Source organism: Bremerella sp. TYQ1 (assembly GCF_020150455.1).
GTDB classification, from domain to species: Bacteria; Planctomycetota; Planctomycetia; order Pirellulales; family Pirellulaceae; genus Bremerella; species Bremerella volcania_A.
Window position 1 is genome coordinate 105,194 of the sequence record NZ_CP083740.1, and the last position, 17,348, is coordinate 122,541.

Sequence of the window (17,348 nt, forward strand, 5' to 3'; positions counted from 1 at the left end):
TCGCATGATCGACAGGAATTAACACATGCGCATCAAGGTGCGCATGGATTGGCTACCTAGAGTGTGTAGCGACAGAGAGTGGAACAACGATCGATTGACAGAGACTGGATCGCTTCCGATTGAAGTTGCACGCGTTGTTGCGGGCACTTAATTTCAGGAGCCGTATCGAGCGAATTAGGGGTCAAGGCGAGTGAAGCGATATCAGATCGTGCATCCGAATCACGGGATGGAGCTGCAGGGATATCGGAAGGCTTGCCTTCGCCGCAGGGACATCCAATGCCACACTCACACTTTGACTGCGACACGCCGGATTTCTGACAACATGTGCCGGTCGTCTCTGACTTATGGCAGCAACAGCTGTGCTGCTGGCGATGTTCCAAGCTACAGCAGCAACAACAATCTAGTCGCCCGCCGTTGCAGGCAGTGCCATCACTTGCACATACCGATCCATTGAGCACAAGTCCTTGCAGGGGCAAGGCCAGGATTAAAGTCCAGATCCAGACTTTAGTCGCATTGTGCGTAATGAATGACACGTTCGGAATTCACTCAAATAGAAAATCAAAGGCCGCGAGTCAGCCGCTTTTCTTTACTTCGGTCGTTTTGCCCAAACTTCTTAAATGACGGCAAAGTTTTCGTGACCGGAATATTTTCGCATCATGCCGACGCGAGGCAACCAAGTCAAGGGCGAATAGGCCGAGGGTAATCAGGTGCTGAAACCCTAGTATCTAAGGCTCAAAACCTCATAACGTATTGAAATGACACATTTTGGTTTGAGGGCAATTCCCTAATGACCGATAAATCCGAGTGGACCGTGCCATTTAGAAATCCGTGCATAATTTGAAATAAGTGACCGACTATCTACCTTCGGATTTGAGAACACACATGTTGGCACAACGCTTAGCATTTCCAGGACTGGCAGCCACGGCGGTCTTGTTTGTCGGGTGCATCTCCACCGATACACCATCGGCGGCACCTCCTTTCGAGGAGCAAGTAGCCCCGACATCGCAGAGTTCGGTGGACCAGCATCTCCCTTCCGATATCCAGCCGGTAAGTTATCTGGACGATGAGCTGGAATTGCCCGAAGTGCCGACGGCGTCTGAAACAAGCTCGTCTCTTGTCGCCCTCGAGCAGATCGCCCTGCAACAGAACCCTCGTCTCCGGAAGTTATCGCAAGACTACCAGGCAGCGATGTCCAAGTCCCAGTATGCCGACAAGCTGCCGGCCCCTCGCATCGGGGCCAATGTTTTCGGTAACGCGATCGAAACAGCAGCTGGGTCACAACGAGCCAATCTCACGTTCAGTCAATCGATTCCCTGGCTTGGTCGCCTATCTGCGGAAGAGCAAAGGGCCATCTTTGAGGCGTACGCTATCCATTCTGAATTGGAAGCGGAGCGTCTGCGCGTCATTGCTCAAGTACGATCCGGCTGGTACCGCCTATATGTGATCGATCGCGAGATTGAGGTCACCAACGCCAACCAAAAGCTCTTGGAGTCCTTGATTCAATTGGCCAACGCTCGCGTGGCTACGGGCGCGGCGTCACAAGGAGACGTTCTTCTGGGAACGGTTGAGTTGTCACAACTCGAGGAACGAATGCTGATGTATCAAAGACAGCGGCAGGGAGTTGAAGCGGAAATTAATCGACTTCTGTCTCGGCCGACTGATCAAGCGATTGAAAGTGTTGCGAGCTTGAATGCAGAATTGCCCGGCATGACGATGGAACAGGTCATGCAGGCCGCCGTTGGAAATCAGCCTGAACTGGAGGCCGCACGGTTGCGAGCCCAGGCAACGCGTTGGGGAATAGAAGTCGCAAGGCTCATGCGGCGGCCTGAGTTCATGATCTCGGCCAGTTACTTCCCTACCGACGACAACCGTCCTCCGAGTACGATCGTGGATGTTGGTCAAGATCCCTGGGCCCTGGGAGCCCAGATGAGCATTCCTATCTGGAAGCACAAATATGATGCGATCGAGAACGAGGCTCGCTGGAAACACCAAGCCGCAAATGCTTCCGTAGAGGAGATGACCGATCGCTACGAGTCGCTGATCGTCGATCTCTATGCGGAAGCCAAGCGAGCTCACGAAACAGCAGCGTTATATCAAAGGACCATCTTACCCCAGGCTCGTCAGACATTAGCTGCCGACCAGGAAGCCTATACCAATGGAGGCGTTGAGTTCGATCGGGTGATCCGAGACTATCGCAATCTGTTGACTCTGGAACTGGGCTATCACCGCGCACTTGGGGACCTCGCAACCGCCAATGCGAGACTACAGCAAGCCGCGGGAACGGATTTCGACTCACCGTAGCAGATGTGATTACAAACTCTTGCCACTGCTGTTGATTTCTTCATCGAATTGTTCTGCACATTTGAGTGAGCAGAATACGTACTTCTTGTCTCCATTGGTACGACGCGCGGCGGCCGAATTTGGTGAAATCCACATCCCGCAAACAGGATCTTGGGAGTTGCCCTCGATATCTGTAGGGCTATTCGTACAAGATGATCCACGGCAGAATACCGAGGGATGCCGAAAGTGTTCACTCCGATACGCTTCGACGAGATGCTCTATCAACTCGCGTGGACTCCCGTTGTAGATCACGCGTGACCCGGTCTTCTTATTGCACTTTGCGAGAATGTCGGCGACCATGTCGCTAAGCCCGCCAATTCCCGTCAAAACGCCTATCAATTTGCCTTCGTCATAAGCGATTGCCAGCTCCCCGAGTGTTCCACTGCTGCCACCAATGATCACCACGATATCGCTGCTACGAATGTTCACGACTTCGCGTCCCATCAGGCCGCTTCCGGTGAAAATCAGCACGTCGTGAGCCAATGTTGGCGATTCGTATTTGAAGGCGTGTTCGTCAAGGCTGAGGGCTGGCGATATGCCGATGACGGTTCCACCACGACGTTTTGCACCACGTGCAGCGGCCAAGGGAAGGCCTGGGCAAGCACCCGTGATGGTGACGCATCCATTGAGCGCGATCGCCTCACCGGCCTGCATGGCGAGTTCAAGATATTTCGCGGGAATGTCCCGTCCGGCTCCTCCCATGACACCAATCTTGAGTGGCATCGCTGCGTGGGGAGCGTCGGTCGTATCCTTGCTGGCGGCGGACACAGGATGGAGTTCGTTGTTTGACATAATCGCTGGACATTCCTACATGGATTTCACTTCGACGTATTCCGTCGGGTCTTGGTTGAACTTCTCTTGGCATCCAGGCGAGCAAAAGAAATAGCAATAGCCCAAGTAACTTTCACTCGCCACGGCACTGGAACGGTTGATACGCATTCCGCAGACAGGGTCGGTTACCGGTTCCTCTTCAAAATCATCACGTCCCCGATCGATTCTTAGATACGCATCCAGGAAATCCATCAATCGCTCATCGACCCACTTCTCGATATCGTCTTCTCGAATCGATTCCAGAGCCATCGTGATCTTGTCGCGTTCATTCAGCTTGATGAATACCGGCATCACCCAGGCTTCATAGGTGACGGCAAGTTTCTCGAATCGGATGTCATGCTGCACTTCGAAGGCAATCTTGGCGGTGACCGGAAATCGATCGCAATAGCCAAACCAGCACGAGCGATGACTGGCTAGTTCTTCCTTGGCCATGCTGGCGTTGTCAAAAAAGGCCGCGATCGTGTCCAAACGCGGCTTAATGATTGTGTCTTGGATCGTGCTTGCTTTTTGTTGGAACTGCTCACGCCTGGCCGTCGACGCGGTCATATATTGGTCCGCCTCTTCGTTCGACCAGTACGGCGGCCGATTGGCGATAGCCATCTTTTGCTTCACTTGATTGGCAAATTCGACAAGATCACCCATCGTAACCATCTCCTTTGGAAAACGGTTTCTAAGATCGACACCGTCGGGGTGTCCACTCGCGCAAATTGCTTGAGTGGGCACCCATACTGGTGAACCCTGCAAAATGGCTATTTACCGTCCGCTTATTCCGCTTTCGTCGACGCTGCCTTTTTGTCGATGCCAAGCTGCCGCATTAGCGCCGCATGTTCTGCAATTGCTTTCTCGAGTTCTTTCGTAATGGTGTTGCAGCATTCCATTGTTTTGGAACTATCAACTTGATCACTTTGGCATTCGGCATGTAGTTTTTCATGCTGAGTTGCCGCGGCGGACAAATGCTCCTCGATGGCCTTCAAGCTTGCTTGAACGTTCTTGTCATCGCCGTATTCCTTGCGAATCGCGGAGACTTCGTTCTTAGCGGCCTCGATGTTTCGTCCGAGCTCGGCAGATTCCTTTTCTGCGATTTTCCCTTGGACTTCTTTGGCGTCTCGAGAGTATTCGTAGATGCCTTTCGAGTAATCTAGCGCGTGCTGCATTCGGCGTGCGGCTCGCTGGTTGGTCCAAAAGCCCGTGCCAATTTCGCCTCTTGCCTTAGCTCCAGCATCTCGCTGGGCGAGGGCAACCGATGAAGCTGAAAGACTCATCGCGGCAACTAAGGCTACCGAAAGGATGGACAATGTCAGGTAATTTCTTCGCATCTTTTAGGCTCCAATATCAGGGATCGCCATTGCAAATCTCTTGATGACAGGGATTGGATCTGTTCACCCGGTCTGGCGATCAGGCGAAAATGGTTGAGGAAAGCACATCTCTCCCCCAGAACTAACCTTGAGATGCTACGAGATCGCCTTTTCTTCAGAATTATTCAAGTGCGCGCGTATCCGCACGATAGGTGAGCGAACTAGCACGCCAGTCAAAATAGGTCAGGCTGGGAGCATATGAAACTGTTAGACAAAGAAAGTGCCGGAACCTAGGGCGAATACCTATAGGTAGCTGTATCTTGCCGAATGGAGGTAAACGATTCCGAAAAAATGGAACGTGGTTTGCTTCCCTCGTGGCCATCAGCTTGTAAAATCGATAGTTGGATAAGCACTAAATGAGCACGGCAACTCTGCGATCAAACCGCCATTCGCTCGCACCTCAAGATTCAGGAAACCGGGGGATCGTGAAGTCTATCGAGGAGATCGTGGCATCTGCCCAGGCAGGTGATCCAGAGTCGTTCAGGGAACTCTACGATGCGTTCCATCAGAACACCTACCGATTAATGGTAAGGATGGTCGGACTGCAGGAGGCGGAGGATCTGACGCAGCAAGTCTTCCTGCAGGTATTTCGCAAGCTTGCGAAGTTCTCATGGCAGGCGAAATTCAGCACATGGCTGTACCGTTTGGCCATGAATGAGTCTCTCCAATATCTCCGCAATAAAGGACGCAGCCATATCATCAGGCTTGAGTGGGAGCCAGAGCAGCATAGCCACTCTCAGGAGTCTTTCGAGTGCAAGGAGTGCTTAGAGCGAGCTCTCGCGTCGGTGGACCCTGAATTGCGGGCGGTGTTTCTACTAAGAGAAGTCGAAGAGATGTCCTATACGGAAATTGCTGAGGTGCTGCACATTCCCAGCGGAACCGTTGGTTCTCGGCTCAATAAAGTTCGTCGCGAGTTGCAATCTATTTTGACGGAACTTGGGGCAGAAGTTTAGTGCTTGCGACGAAAGACACGTGAACCTGGGCATGACTTCTATGCCGAGCCAAAAGTAAATATGTAATCCAAAATACGTTGCCTGGGATGCGTTTTCCCGTAGAGTTGTCCGATTGCAGCCATGTAGAGGGGGTAACGCATTTTTCGAACAAATCACGCGATTGGAGCATCAAATGAAGTTAGTGGGGATGAATCTTGAGAGATTTGGGGTGTAAAGAGATGAACTGCTCCGAAGTTCAACGATTACTCTCTTCGTACTTCGATAACGAATTGCCAACCGAGGTGCGCGGAGATGTTGAAAAACACGTGCAAGAGTGTTCCTCGTGCGCCGAAGATTTGGCACGCTACGAACGTCTGTCGAACGTGGCCGGAAATATCGAAACGCCCCTTGCACCCTCTACCCGTATCTGGGAGCAACTATCGGAAAATCTTGGTTTAGAAGACCAGGAGGAAATTGCCGCCGACTCACGTTCCGAGAGACCAACTCTTTCTCATCGGTTAGATGCGGGAAGAAAGTCACGATATGTCCCAGTTGGCTGGCTGGCCGCAATAGCGGCCATGCTCTTGATCGGTGTATCCGTGTTCAGTTTTGGAACATGGTTTGATAAGGACGGTCACGATCACGACATGTCCGCCGTGTTTGGGCAATACCTTGAAAAGTTTCGTCACGACCCATTGGCTGCGCAGACCTATTTGCTCACCAGCTACGAGAATCACAATGTGGACGTAAGCAAGGCTGGCGAACTATTGGGCTATCAACCCGCAATCACTCCTGGGTTGCCTGGGGGCTATGCCGTTGAGTCGATTCATGTCTTGAAGATGCCATGTTGCACTTGTGTCCAGTGTCTTTGCAAGCGAGAGAACGGTACGAGCTTCGCTATTTTTGAGCACAACGAGGATTCGGCCAAAGAGTGGTTTGGCGGTTCAAAAGCCAAGCCCATGGTCTGTGAAGGTATCCCATGTACGCTCATCGACGTAGGGGAGGATCAATTGGCCGGGAATTGGATCAACGGCAAGCGCCGAATGACAATTGTAGGCCTGCAAGATTCAGACGAGCTAAATCAACTGGTGTCCTGGTTCGAAGGTATGCGTCGAGCACAAGAAGAGAAGAGGCCCGAAGAACCGACCATCGAATCAGGAGCGGCGACCGGTAGCAACAGCTGACAAGTCCGTGTGGCCATGTTTGCCATTGAAGACGTAGGCACGCCATTTTCGCTCCAACTCCGGAATACCTTCCATGCCGTAGCAAACCTTTAACGCACGGTCATAGCCGATGTCCTTCGCCTTTTCGGCAAACGTAATGATTTTTGCAGGTTCATCATGGACGGATAGAAAGCTTATGAGCGAGAGGCTCTGTCCATAGAATGCTGGCACTTGCTGGGCAGACGTAAACTGCTCCAATTTGAATACTTCAAAAAGTCGAAGGGCCGTGCCGCTTTGAATGGAATGCAAGCAGTCACGCAGGTGCAAGCTGCGTTTTTCCGGACTGTCTGCTCGGGTAGCAATCCCTTCGTCAATCCATCTGGGCGTACGACCCTCGAATCGATCGGCAAGGACAACATGGGTTAGTTCGTGAGCGAGTGCCGTCAGTTCCCCATCTTGGTTGACGATCAAGTCAATTCGACGTGCAGTTATGCGGCCGTGTTTTGAGCGAACCAAGCTGCTTCCGGATGTGGACCCACCTCCGACACCTACCGCTTTTAGGTACTGCGTGCGATCTGGGTGCAGCACGATTTCGCACTGAGGCTCCCACTTGTCTGCCGTTTCAAGGCGAAGCCAGGATCGTTGGAGTTCTGCCCGAAGGTCTTCACATTGATCTAGGACAACGCTTGCCTTGGGGCCACCTGGGAAGGTTCGAACAATGAAATTGGCCGGATCTGATTTTGTTGAGACGAACGTCGTGGCGTCCTGGGCAAATAAGACAGATTCAATCAGGAGACCAACCACGAGGGCTCGGAAAACGAGAGGGAGCATAGACTCGAATTGTGCTGAAAAGGAGTAGCCACAGTTGAAGATAACGGACCTTGAAGATGGCTATTCCGCAGGAATTTGCAGCACGTTATTTCAAATTCCGTGCCCGACACCCCGGGCGAAATTCCGGAACACACTCCATGGAAGCGGTAAGCCATTGCTGATTCGCCAGTTGCGCATGTTGTTCCGGTCTTATCCTTCACCGAAATGGCGGCAATTCATGCCACGTAATTACGCCGCATCTGCCTCCTTTTCTGGCAGACAAAAAATGACGTAACTCGCGAAGAAATGTGCATGCCGGAACATCCAATAGGAAAGAGCGATGACGGGTCAACGTTACAGGGAAGCGTAGCTTCCTGGCGGAAGAATTGATCCGCTCGACTCACCCATTAGAAGGCGGAGGTGTGAAATGTTCCGATTCATGCTTGTTGGATTGTTAGCAATCACGATGTCAGGATTTTGGGTGGCCGAAGGAATGGCACAACGTGATGCAGGTGCGAAGGCACGCGGCGAGTACGGCAGAGGATTCTGGAGCCAAGAGCGAGTTTCGCAACGTGCTAACTCGTACTACGTTCAGCCGACACAGACAACAGAGGAAGCCGTTCGAAGCTTTTCCTATGAACCAGCCCGATTCATGGAAGGTGACGAGGTCGTCGTGGCAGGCCGAGATGTTCGCATGATGGTTGGGCGGGATGTCATCGGCAACATGCCAAATGGTATGCACTTTCGCGTCATAAAGGTTGTCGATGGATGGCTAGGAGCCATCGTTGAAGTCGACGGTCAGGAAATGAAGGGATGGGTAAGGAATACCAATGTTCGTTCCGCGAATGAAGAAGCTTCTGTCGAACAACCTCAAGAGATGCGACGGTTCTCCTACGAACCTTCCCCGAGTGTACGTTCGCGAAGCACTCAGCAACGTCATTCCCCGCCGGAAGTCCGACAGCACCCAGGAATTGGACGCTAAATGTTGTCTCTCCATGGTGGCTTGTTCCCCATTACAAATTCCTGAGGGGACAAACCACTTAGGAGTGGCTCGGTGATTGTGCCAACGTAAAAAGTAAAGGAAACGCATGCACGGTCGTTGGAATAGGCGGCGACCGTGCATTGACGTTTCCAGCCTGAAACTACGAGTACGATTCCTTTTAACTTTCGTCCCAATAGTCAGAGAGAATCATGACGAACTCCATTCTTGCCAATCAATGGTGGGCCGAAGTTTATCGAAAGCACTTTGGGAAACTCTGGTTGTTTCAGGCTGGGATCTTGCTGCTCGTAGGATTCTTGCTGGCGTTCAGCTTCGGCACGAACGCCCCAAAAGTAGCCGATAACGAGCCTGTGGGGACTCGCGTTCCCAATGGTTCGAGCATGTGGACCTGCTCCATGCATCCGCAGATCCGTTCGGGAGATTCTGGGGACTGTCCGATCTGTGGTATGGATCTCATTCCGGTTGCACAATCTGCCGGTGGGATGCGAACACTTACTCTCAGCCCTGAATCTCGGGCACTGATGAGCATTTCTTCCATTCCCGTCGAGCGGAAATATGTATCCCAGGAAATCCAAATGGTCGGCAAGGTCGACTTCGACGAGACCAAGTTCGGATACATCTCAGCCTGGGTTCCAGGAAGACTAGATCGTCTATACGTGGACTACGCAGGAGTGACCGTCAAAGAGGGCGATCACATGGTCTATATCTACAGTCCCGAACTTTATGCTGCTCAAGAGGAATTGATCCAGGCGCTTAAGTATCAAAACATTCCGCAGGGATCGATACGTCTTCCGTCGGTTAACCTCGTTGCAACAGCACGCGAGAAGCTGCGGCTGTTCGGTTTAACGAAGGAACAAATTGAGGAGATTGAGGGACAGGAGAAGCCTTCGGACCACCTCACAATCCACTCGCCGGCCAGTGGTGTCGTAATCGAAAAACTCAAAAATGAAGGGGATTACGTCAAAACGGGCGAACGTATCTATACGATCGCGGACCTGAACCAGGTATGGCTTCACCTGGATGCCTACGAGTCAGATCTACCTTGGATTCGGTATGGCCAAGATGTCACGATCACGACCGAGGCTTACCCCGGGGAAGAATTTCACGGGAGGATTGCCTTCATTCAGCCAGTACTGGATGACAAGACGAGAACGGTCAAAGTTCGGGTCAATATTCCCAATCCCACCGGTAAGCTTAAGCCTCAGATGTTCGTGCATGCCAAGGTGCAGCCCACCATCGCAGCCGGAGGACGGGTGATTGATCCAAGTCTGGTTGGTAAATGGATCAGCCCGATGCATCCCGAGATTGTCAAGGATGAGCCCGGTCTATGTGATATCTGCCATATGCCACTGGTTCGTGCGGAAACACTGGGGTATATCGCGCCCAGTACCGAACAGGAAACAGCCCCTCTGGTGATCCCATCCTCCGCAGCATTAGTTACCGGTCGTCGAGCAATCGTTTACGTGGAATTGCCTGTCATGCCGGCCGGCATCGAAGCGGCGACGCAAGGACTTGGCACGGCAATTCAACGCGGCGATTTAGAGCAGATCCGACGTGCATTCGCTGTTCTGGAGCAAGTACTCGATCAACCGTACGAACAGGGAGCGAGTATCTATGCCCAGGAATTATGGAATCGCTATGCCGACCGTTTAACACCGTACGCACTTGCCGGCAATCGAGCGAATACTCCCCAAGAGGCATCAAACGCCTTTGCCGAAATCGAAGCGATCACGGAGCAAATGCACGAGGAATTCGGTCCCGTCGGTCAACCGACCTTCGAAGGCCGAGAGATCGTGCTAGGCCCTCGAGCCGGCAACTACTACCTGGTAGAGCATGGGCTCAGTGAGGGTGAACTGGTCGTCACCCAAGGCAACTTCAAGATCGACGCCGAGATTCAGATTCAGGCCAAGCCCAGCATGATGACGCCTGAAGGGGGCGGCGGTGGTGGTCATCATCATGGCGGTGGTGATCAGAAAAAGGCAACCACCAACGAACATGCCGGGCACAACATGAAACTGCCGGCAGCATTTACCAATCAGATCTTGGAATTGATCGCCTCCTTCGATCGCGTTCAGCAGTCTTATGCACCAGGAGATATTAACGAAGTCCGATTAGCATTTGCTGATTTTGATCGCACGCTTCAGCGTGTTGACGGCAACATGCTGACAGGGCATGCCAGGATGCAGTGGAAAGAGTTCTCGATGTTGCTGGGAAACGATGCATTCGAGGGGCAGCAATTAATACAGATGTCCGATGCCGAACAGCTCCTTGTAACGCTCAAGTCCCATGTGCGTCGGATGCGTTCGCAGCTTGGAGTGATGACAAACATGAAACCCATGATCGAGCGGGTTAGCGTTCCCATGCAATTTCAAGATGGACTGGGAGAGATTTGGGACCGCTATCTCGAAATCCAATATGACTTGGCAAAGGATGATTTCGCCGGTGCCAAAGAGAAATTGCCCGAACTCCAATCAGCCGTGGAAGCAATCGATTCGAATGTGCTGACAGATGATGCCAAGGGTATATGGGATAAAGAGCGAGCCAATCTAGCCAAACTAATTGCCGATTTACAGCGATCGGAAGACATCAACGGATTTAGGGCTGGATTCAAATCCCTTTCTGAAGAAGTCGGGGTCTTGGCAAAGACTTTTGGCTTCGGCACAGCAAGAACGGTTTACGAACTTCACTGTCCCATGGCTTTCCAAAATCGAGGAGCGGTGTGGTACCAGGGCAACGATCAAGTAAGAAACCCATATTTCGGGACCCAAATGCTCAAGTGTGCCGATAGCGTGAAGCCTTTGATGACCGACCAGCCCGAAAACTCGGGAGCCAATCAGTCCCATCCGGATCACTCCCAGCACTGACAACTCACCATCGATTGGATGAACTGATGATCGATAAGGTTATTCGATTTTGCCTAGAGAACAAGCTTGTTGTCGTGCTCTTAGTCTGTGCGACGCTTGGTTGGGGTGTTCTCGTATCGCCATTTGACTGGGATACCGGGCCGTTGCCACGTGACCCGGTGCCGACCGATGCCATTCCCGACATCGGCGAAAACCAACAAATCATATTCACGGAATGGATGGGACGCTCGCCGCAGGACGTTGAAGATCAGATCAGCTATCCCATGACCGTTGCGCTTCTGGGGGTCCCAGGCGTAAAGACGATTCGTAGCTATTCTTTCTTTGGTTACTCGAGCATCTACGTCATCTTCGATGAAGACGTTGAATTCTACTGGTCACGAACCCGCGTTCTCGAAAAGCTAAGTAGTTTGCCTTCGGGCACATTGCCAGACGGCGTTCAGCCGACGCTAGGTCCGGATGCGACGCCATTGGGGCAAATCTATTGGTACACACTGGAAGGACGAGACCCTGATGGAAAACCCGTAGGTGGATGGGATCTGAACGAACTGCGGACGATTCAGGATTGGTACGTTCGCTACTACCTGCTTTCGGCAAACGGTGTCAGCGAAGTGGCATCGATCGGAGGATTTGTCCAGGAATACCAGGTTGACGTTGATCCCGACGCGATGAGGGCAGCGCGGGTTAGCATCAACGACGTGTTTCGAGCGATCAAGCGATCCAACATCGATGTCGGTGCTCGCACGATTGAAATCAATAAGGCGGAGTACTTTATCCGTGGACTTGGTTTCGTCGAGAGTGTCGAAGACCTGGAATATAGTGTTGTCACGGCGAATGACGATGTCCCCATCTATGTCAAAGACGTCGCCAAGGTATCGCTGGGGCCAGCTTTGCGTCGTGGAGCATTAGACAAAGGCGGAGCAGAAGCCGTCGGCGGTGTGGTTGTCGTGCGATATGGATTCAACCCGCTGGAAGCAATTAAGAACGTCAAAGCCAAGATCGATGAGTTTGACGACGGACTACCAACCAAGGCGATCGTTGATTATCAGAAAGTAACGCAAACGCAGGTAGCGGCTTACGCTGCTTCGCACAACTTCGATGGATTTACAGGGGAAGGTCTACTGGCCCACGACGCGTGGGTCAAACACCTGCGATCGATTCCAAGGGAGAAGTGGCCGGCGTGGGTTACGACGAGCCAGGTCACGGTGGTTCCGTTCTATGACCGTACTGGACTCATCTATGAAACTCTTGGGACATTGAACAAGGCGCTCGTCGAAGAAATCCTTGTTACGGTGATCGTGATTTTGGTCATGGTCATGCATCTTCGCAGCTCTCTCCTGATCAGCGCACTTCTCCCGCTGGCCGTCCTTATGTGCTTTATCGCCATGAAAACGTTCGGTATCGATGCCAACATCGTGGCACTGTCAGGCATCGCCATTGCGATCGGGACCATGGTCGACATGGGGGTCATTCTTTGTGAAAACATTTTGAACCATCTCGACGAGGCAGATGAGTCGGAGGATCGATTGGAGGTTGTGTATCGAGCTTCCAGCGAAGTTGGCGGTGCCGTGGTTACGGCCGTCGCGACGACCATCGTGAGCTTTTTACCTGTATTCACGATGATCGGAGCGGAAGGGAAGCTATTCAAACCGTTGGCCTTCACGAAAACGTTTGCCTTGGCGGCCTCGGTGATTGTTGCCTTAACGATTATCCCTCCAGCGGCGCATCTTCTGTTTACGGCGAAGATCAACACGAAGTTATTGAGGCAAGTTCTGTATGTCGGCTTGGTCGTTGCCGGGATCGTGATTGGTATTGGGCTGGCATGGTGGGCTGGAGTGATTATCTCCGCACTTGGCCTATACAAGGTCGCTGAAGAGACACTACCGGAACGTTACGAAGCCTGGCGATCACGGATGCATAGCAGCGGTCTTTTGCTGGCGAACGGCGCAGCTGTGCTATTGGTGGGTACGCTCTTAACCGATGACTGGTTGCCTCTGGGGCCTGAGAAGGGTTTTCTACGCAACTTGATATTCGTTGGCGTCGTGATCGGTGGCTTGCTCGCATTCTTTCAGGTATTTCAGAAGTACCTGTATAAGCCGCTGCTTCGATGGTGCTTGGATCACAAGCTGCTTTTCTCGATTGCTCCAGCATCAATCCTGCTTTTGGGATTTGGTGCATGGTTAGGGCCGGCACTCATCTTGGGGCCTATTCCGCAGGAATTTGATTCGCAGTCTTTAGAGCAAGATGAAGTAGCCAAGCTCACGTCGTTAGGCCGCTTCAAGTATGAAATGGCGGGGATCCGTTCCAAGTCTTGGGAGGATCCATCTGTAGCTCAGTCACTGTACGTGAAAACGAAATGGACACTGGCCAAGAGCTGGGACGGATTCGGGAAAGAGTTTATGCCGCCCTTGGACGAAGGCTCTTTCCTGTACATGCCCACCACGATGCCGCACGCATCGATTGGCGAAGTGAGCAATGTGCTTCAACTTCAAGACCGTCGAATTAGCGAAATCCCGGAAGTTGAGCTGGCCGTTGGGAAACTGGGTCGCGTAAAGAGTCCGCTTGATCCTGCCCCGATTTCAATGATTGAAACCGTAATCAACTATAAATCGGAATACGTCGTCGATAAGGATGGCAATCGAATCAAGTACCGATTTGACCCAAATGCTGTCGACTACTTCCGTGACGTTGAAGGGATTCCATTGCCGGCAAGCGATGGTCAGATCTACAAGGTTCAGGGGAAGTTTGTTCGAGAAGATGGCAAGCTCGTAGAAGATCCTCGGGGACTTCCATTTCGCCAGTGGCGTATGCCGCTCGATCCCGCTCTCAACCCCAATCGTGAAAGCTGGGCTGGGATCAAGAATCCGGATGACATTTGGCAGGAGATTATTGAGGCGTCGCAAGTGCCGGGGACAACGTCGGCTCCTCGCTTGCAACCGATTGCTGCCCGGATTGTGATGCTGCAAAGTGGGATGCGGGCACCCATGGGGGTCAAGGTCAAAGGCCCTGACCTGGAAACCATTGAGCGGGTCGCATTGGATATTGAACGGTTTCTTAAAGAAGTGCCAAGCGTCCAGGCTTCAGCGGTTATCGCGGACCGAATTGTCGGGAAGCCCTATCTTGAGATCGATTTCGACCGCAAGGAGATCGCTCGGTACGGCCTCAATATCCAAGACGTTCAGGACGTTGTTGAAGTGGCGATCGGGGGGATGCCAATTACAACCACGGTCGAAGGGCGGGAACGGTATGCCGTGCGTGTTCGTTATCTACGAGAACTACGTAATGAAATCGACGAACTTAAGAAAATCCTCGTGCCTACCAAGGGCGGTGCACACATTCCATTGGCACAAGTTGCCGAAATCAATTACGTACGTGGTCCCCAGGTAATCAAGAGCGAAGATACGTTTCTGATCGGCTACGTGCTTTTTGATATGAATCCTGGCGAGGCTGAGGTGAATGTCGTGGAGGACTGCCAACGCTATCTGCAGGATAAAATCGATCGTGGCGAGTTTCTTTTGCCTCCAGGCGTCAGCTACACGTTTGCGGGCAACTACGAGAACCAGATCCGATCACAGAAAACGTTGATGATCGTGTTGCCACTCGCCCTGTTTGTGATCTTCATCATCCTCTACTTTCAATTCCGGTCGGTGATCACGACTTCTCTTGTCTTCAGTGGAATTGCGATCGCGTGGTCTGGTGGGTTCATCATGCTTTGGCTCTATGCTCAGCCATGGTTTTTGAACTTCAATGTCTTTGACACCAATATGCAGTCACTCTTCCAAATCCACCCAATCAATCTGAGCGTGGCTGTCTGGGTGGGCTTCCTGGCATTGTTTGGCATTGCTTCTGACGATGGCGTGGTAATCACGACTTATCTCGATCAAAGCTTCTTTCGTCATCGAATTACGACCAGTGCCGAGGCGCGGGCTGCAACGCTCGCGGCCGGTCTGCGGCGGGTTCGGCCTTGCTTGATGACCACGGCCACCACCATTCTAGCCCTGATACCCGTGCTAACTTCAACAGGCCGCGGCTCTGACATCATGGTCCCAATGGCGATCCCCAGCTTTGGTGGAATGTTGATTGAAATCATGACCATGCTCATCGTGCCTGTGCTTTATTGTTCCGTGCAGGAATGGAAGCTGCGTCTTGGAATTAAGGACCCTCGATTTTTGGAGCATGACGTGAATGTGCCTGACGCTGACAGCGGCGTCGCTCAGAAACCTCAAGGAGGCTCCTGAGATGGCGGGTGACGGCATCAACGCGGAAAACGGCCCAGTCTCCTCAGGTACCGAGAATTGCGGTTCGATCGTTCGGATCCGTGGAAGTGTGATTGACGCTCATTTCCCAACGCAAATCCCGGATCTCAATAATGAGCTGCGCGCAGGTGAGGGCGGAAAGGTTGTCGTTGAAGTAGTCAATCACTTGGATGCCAACACCATTCGTGGCATTGCCCTCACACCGACGGAGGGTTTATTTCGGGGCTCCGTGATCACCGACTGCGGCAGGCCGCTGATGGTGCCTGTCGGGAAAAAGTTGTTAGGAAGAGCCCTGAATGTGTTTGGCGAGACCATTGACCGCGGTGAGGAGATTGGCAATGTCGAGCGGCGATCGATCCACCAGGAGCCCGTGCCGGTAACACGACAAATCACAAAAATGGAGGTGTTTTATACGGGGATCAAGCTTATTGACGTGCTGGCTCCGCTGGAAAGAGGAGGCAAGGCTGGGCTGTTCGGTGGTGCCGGGGTAGGGAAGACCGTTGTGATTATGGAGTTGATCCACAACACGGTCAGCAAACACCAAGGCGTAAGCCTGTTTTGCGGAATTGGCGAGCGTTGTCGAGAAGGGGAAGAACTCTATCGCGAACTGAGTGATACCGGGGAACTGAAGAATACCGTGTTGGTATTCGGACAGATGAACGACCCACCTGGGGCAAGATTCCGCGTTGGGCACGCAGCTCTGACCATGGCAGAGTACTTCCGTGATGACGCTCAGCAGGATGTGCTGCTATTGATCGATAACGTGTTCCGGTTCATTCAAGCCGGTTCGGAAGTATCGGGACTCATGGGCCGACTGCCGTCGCGACTTGGTTACCAGCCGACCCTAGGAACCGAATTGGCAGAACTCGAAGAGCGGATCTGTAGCACATCCTCAGGGGCAATTACATCGGTACAGGCCGTCTACGTTCCCGCTGATGACTTTACAGACCCTGCCGCCGTACACACGTTTGGCCACCTTTCCACCTCAATCGTTTTGTCGAGAAAACGAGCAAGCGAAGGACTCTATCCGGCGATCGATCCACTGCAATCACGATCCAAATTACTGGTACCCCATGTCGTTGGTCATCGTCACTACGAAATCGCCCAGGCAATCCGCAAAACGTTGGCTCAATACGAAGAACTCAAGGATATTATCGCCATGTTGGGCTTGGAGGAGTTATCGCAGGAAGACCGGGGTATTGTGAATCGCGCTCGAAGATTGGAGCGTTTTCTGACGCAGCCATTTTTCGTAACGGAACAGTTCACGAGCCACGAAGGGAGATTTGTAAATTTAGAAAACGCGTTGGAAGGATGTGAGAGAATTCTGAACGACGAATTTGTCGACGTGCCAGAAAGCTCGCTTTACATGATTGGTACGATTGACGAAGCCAAAAGGGAGTCGAAGGTACCATGAATCTCAAGGTGCTCCTGCCAAGTGAAGTGTTCTTGGACTGCCAAGTGCTGAAGCTAACCGCGGAGGCACCCAACGGCTTCTTCTGCTTGCTTCCTCGGCATATTGACTTTGTGGCAACGATTGTCCCGGGAATTCTTTCGTTTCTGGATAACGAACGTCTCGAACACTTCGTAGCTGTGGACGAGGGCACTCTCGTGAAGTGCGGTCCCCAGGTACTTGTTTCGACGAGGCATGCCGTAATGAGTATGGATCTCGGACAATTACAACAAGTTGTTGAGCAGCAGTTCGAGTCCATTGACGAACGGGAACGACTAGCTCGTTCGGCTGCAGCGAGACTTGAATCGGGCATGGTAAGACGCTTCATGGACCTCGAGAAACGCCCTTAG

The 17,348-nt window shown here is 52.3% G+C and carries 12 protein-coding genes; 8 read left to right on the forward strand and 4 right to left on the reverse strand.

The features are described from left to right. The first annotated feature begins 882 nt into the window (after positions 1 to 882). Entirely contained in the window at positions 883 to 2,301 is a 1,419-nt protein-coding gene (locus tag LA756_RS00390; protein ID WP_224437906.1) for a TolC family protein, read from the forward strand. 9 nt (positions 2,302 to 2,310) lie between these two features. Here the strand turns inward: LA756_RS00390 and LA756_RS00395 are convergent, their stop codons facing one another. The 3 genes from LA756_RS00395 to LA756_RS00405 all read right to left on the reverse strand — a co-directional run bounded on the left by LA756_RS00395 (position 2,311) and on the right by LA756_RS00405 (position 4,487). Next, on the reverse strand, positions 2,311 to 3,108 hold the full coding sequence (locus LA756_RS00395; RefSeq protein WP_224437907.1) for a YHS domain-containing protein: 798 nt from the start codon (positions 3,106 to 3,108) through the stop codon (positions 2,311 to 2,313). 39 nt (positions 3,109 to 3,147) lie between these two features. After that, the gene (locus tag LA756_RS00400; protein WP_224437908.1) at positions 3,148 to 3,813 is read right to left on the reverse strand and encodes a YHS domain-containing protein; all 666 of its coding nucleotides are present in this window, start codon (positions 3,811 to 3,813) and stop codon (positions 3,148 to 3,150) included. A 122-nt stretch (positions 3,814 to 3,935) separates the two neighbouring features. After that, positions 3,936 to 4,487 carry a hypothetical protein gene (locus tag LA756_RS00405; protein ID WP_224437909.1) on the reverse strand — a complete coding sequence of 184 codons (552 nt, stop codon included), beginning with the start codon at positions 4,485 to 4,487 and terminating at the stop codon, positions 3,936 to 3,938. A gap of 395 nt (positions 4,488 to 4,882) precedes the next feature. On the opposite strand from LA756_RS00405, the gene LA756_RS00410 reads away from it, so the two are divergent. Together LA756_RS00410 and LA756_RS00415 are read left to right on the forward strand one after the other, a co-directional pair. After that, entirely contained in the window at positions 4,883 to 5,479 is a 597-nt protein-coding gene (locus tag LA756_RS00410; protein WP_224437910.1) for an RNA polymerase sigma factor, read from the forward strand. 218 nt (positions 5,480 to 5,697) lie between these two features. Beyond that, the gene (locus tag LA756_RS00415) at positions 5,698 to 6,642 is read left to right on the forward strand and encodes an anti-sigma factor (protein WP_224437911.1); all 945 of its coding nucleotides are present in this window, start codon (positions 5,698 to 5,700) and stop codon (positions 6,640 to 6,642) included. On the opposite strand, the gene LA756_RS00420 is transcribed toward LA756_RS00415, so the two are convergent. Further along, complete coding sequence (locus LA756_RS00420; RefSeq protein ID WP_224437912.1) at positions 6,613 to 7,137, reverse strand: hypothetical protein; 525 nt, start codon at positions 7,135 to 7,137, stop codon at positions 6,613 to 6,615. The two genes, LA756_RS00415 and LA756_RS00420, sit on opposite strands and share 30 nt — an antisense overlap. 721 nt (positions 7,138 to 7,858) lie before the next feature. Between LA756_RS00420 and LA756_RS00425 the strand changes: the two genes are divergently transcribed. From LA756_RS00425 to LA756_RS00445, 5 genes are all read left to right on the forward strand, one after another. Continuing rightward, on the forward strand, positions 7,859 to 8,413 hold the full coding sequence (locus tag LA756_RS00425; RefSeq protein WP_224437913.1) for a hypothetical protein: 555 nt from the start codon (positions 7,859 to 7,861) through the stop codon (positions 8,411 to 8,413). Positions 8,414 to 8,622: 209 nt separating this feature from the next. Then, the gene (locus LA756_RS00430; RefSeq protein WP_224437914.1) at positions 8,623 to 11,295 is read left to right on the forward strand and encodes an efflux RND transporter periplasmic adaptor subunit; all 2,673 of its coding nucleotides are present in this window, start codon (positions 8,623 to 8,625) and stop codon (positions 11,293 to 11,295) included. A 26-nt stretch (positions 11,296 to 11,321) separates the two neighbouring features. Next, a complete protein-coding gene (locus LA756_RS00435) occupies positions 11,322 to 15,530 on the forward strand; it encodes an efflux RND transporter permease subunit (RefSeq protein WP_224437915.1) in 4,209 nt (1,402 codons plus the stop codon). A gap of 1 nt (position 15,531) precedes the next feature. Continuing rightward, positions 15,532 to 16,962, forward strand: coding sequence for a F0F1 ATP synthase subunit beta (gene atpD, locus LA756_RS00440; protein WP_224437916.1), 1,431 nt, complete (start codon positions 15,532 to 15,534; stop codon positions 16,960 to 16,962). Next, the gene (locus tag LA756_RS00445) at positions 16,959 to 17,348 is read left to right on the forward strand and encodes a F0F1 ATP synthase subunit epsilon (protein ID WP_224437917.1); all 390 of its coding nucleotides are present in this window, start codon (positions 16,959 to 16,961) and stop codon (positions 17,346 to 17,348) included. The genes atpD and LA756_RS00445 overlap by 4 nt, the downstream gene beginning before the upstream one ends.

Bases quoted from the DNA above. Each gene is read 5' to 3' on its own strand.
- LA756_RS00390 (WP_224437906.1), top strand. From the start codon at position 883: ATGTTGGCACAACGCTTAGCATTTCCAGGACTGGCAGCCACGGCGGTC.
- LA756_RS00400 (WP_224437908.1), bottom strand. From the start codon at position 3,813: ATGGGTGATCTTGTCGAATTTGCCAATCAAGTGAAGCAAAAGATGGCT.
- LA756_RS00405 (WP_224437909.1), bottom strand. From the start codon at position 4,487: ATGCGAAGAAATTACCTGACATTGTCCATCCTTTCGGTAGCCTTAGTT.
- LA756_RS00410 (WP_224437910.1), top strand. From the start codon at position 4,883: ATGAGCACGGCAACTCTGCGATCAAACCGCCATTCGCTCGCACCTCAA.
- LA756_RS00415 (WP_224437911.1), top strand. From the start codon at position 5,698: ATGAACTGCTCCGAAGTTCAACGATTACTCTCTTCGTACTTCGATAAC.
- LA756_RS00425 (WP_224437913.1), top strand. From the start codon at position 7,859: ATGTTCCGATTCATGCTTGTTGGATTGTTAGCAATCACGATGTCAGGA.
- LA756_RS00430 (WP_224437914.1), top strand. From the start codon at position 8,623: ATGACGAACTCCATTCTTGCCAATCAATGGTGGGCCGAAGTTTATCGA.
- LA756_RS00435 (WP_224437915.1), top strand. From the start codon at position 11,322: ATGATCGATAAGGTTATTCGATTTTGCCTAGAGAACAAGCTTGTTGTC.
- atpD (WP_224437916.1), top strand. From the start codon at position 15,532: ATGGCGGGTGACGGCATCAACGCGGAAAACGGCCCAGTCTCCTCAGGT.
- LA756_RS00445 (WP_224437917.1), top strand. From the start codon at position 16,959: ATGAATCTCAAGGTGCTCCTGCCAAGTGAAGTGTTCTTGGACTGCCAA.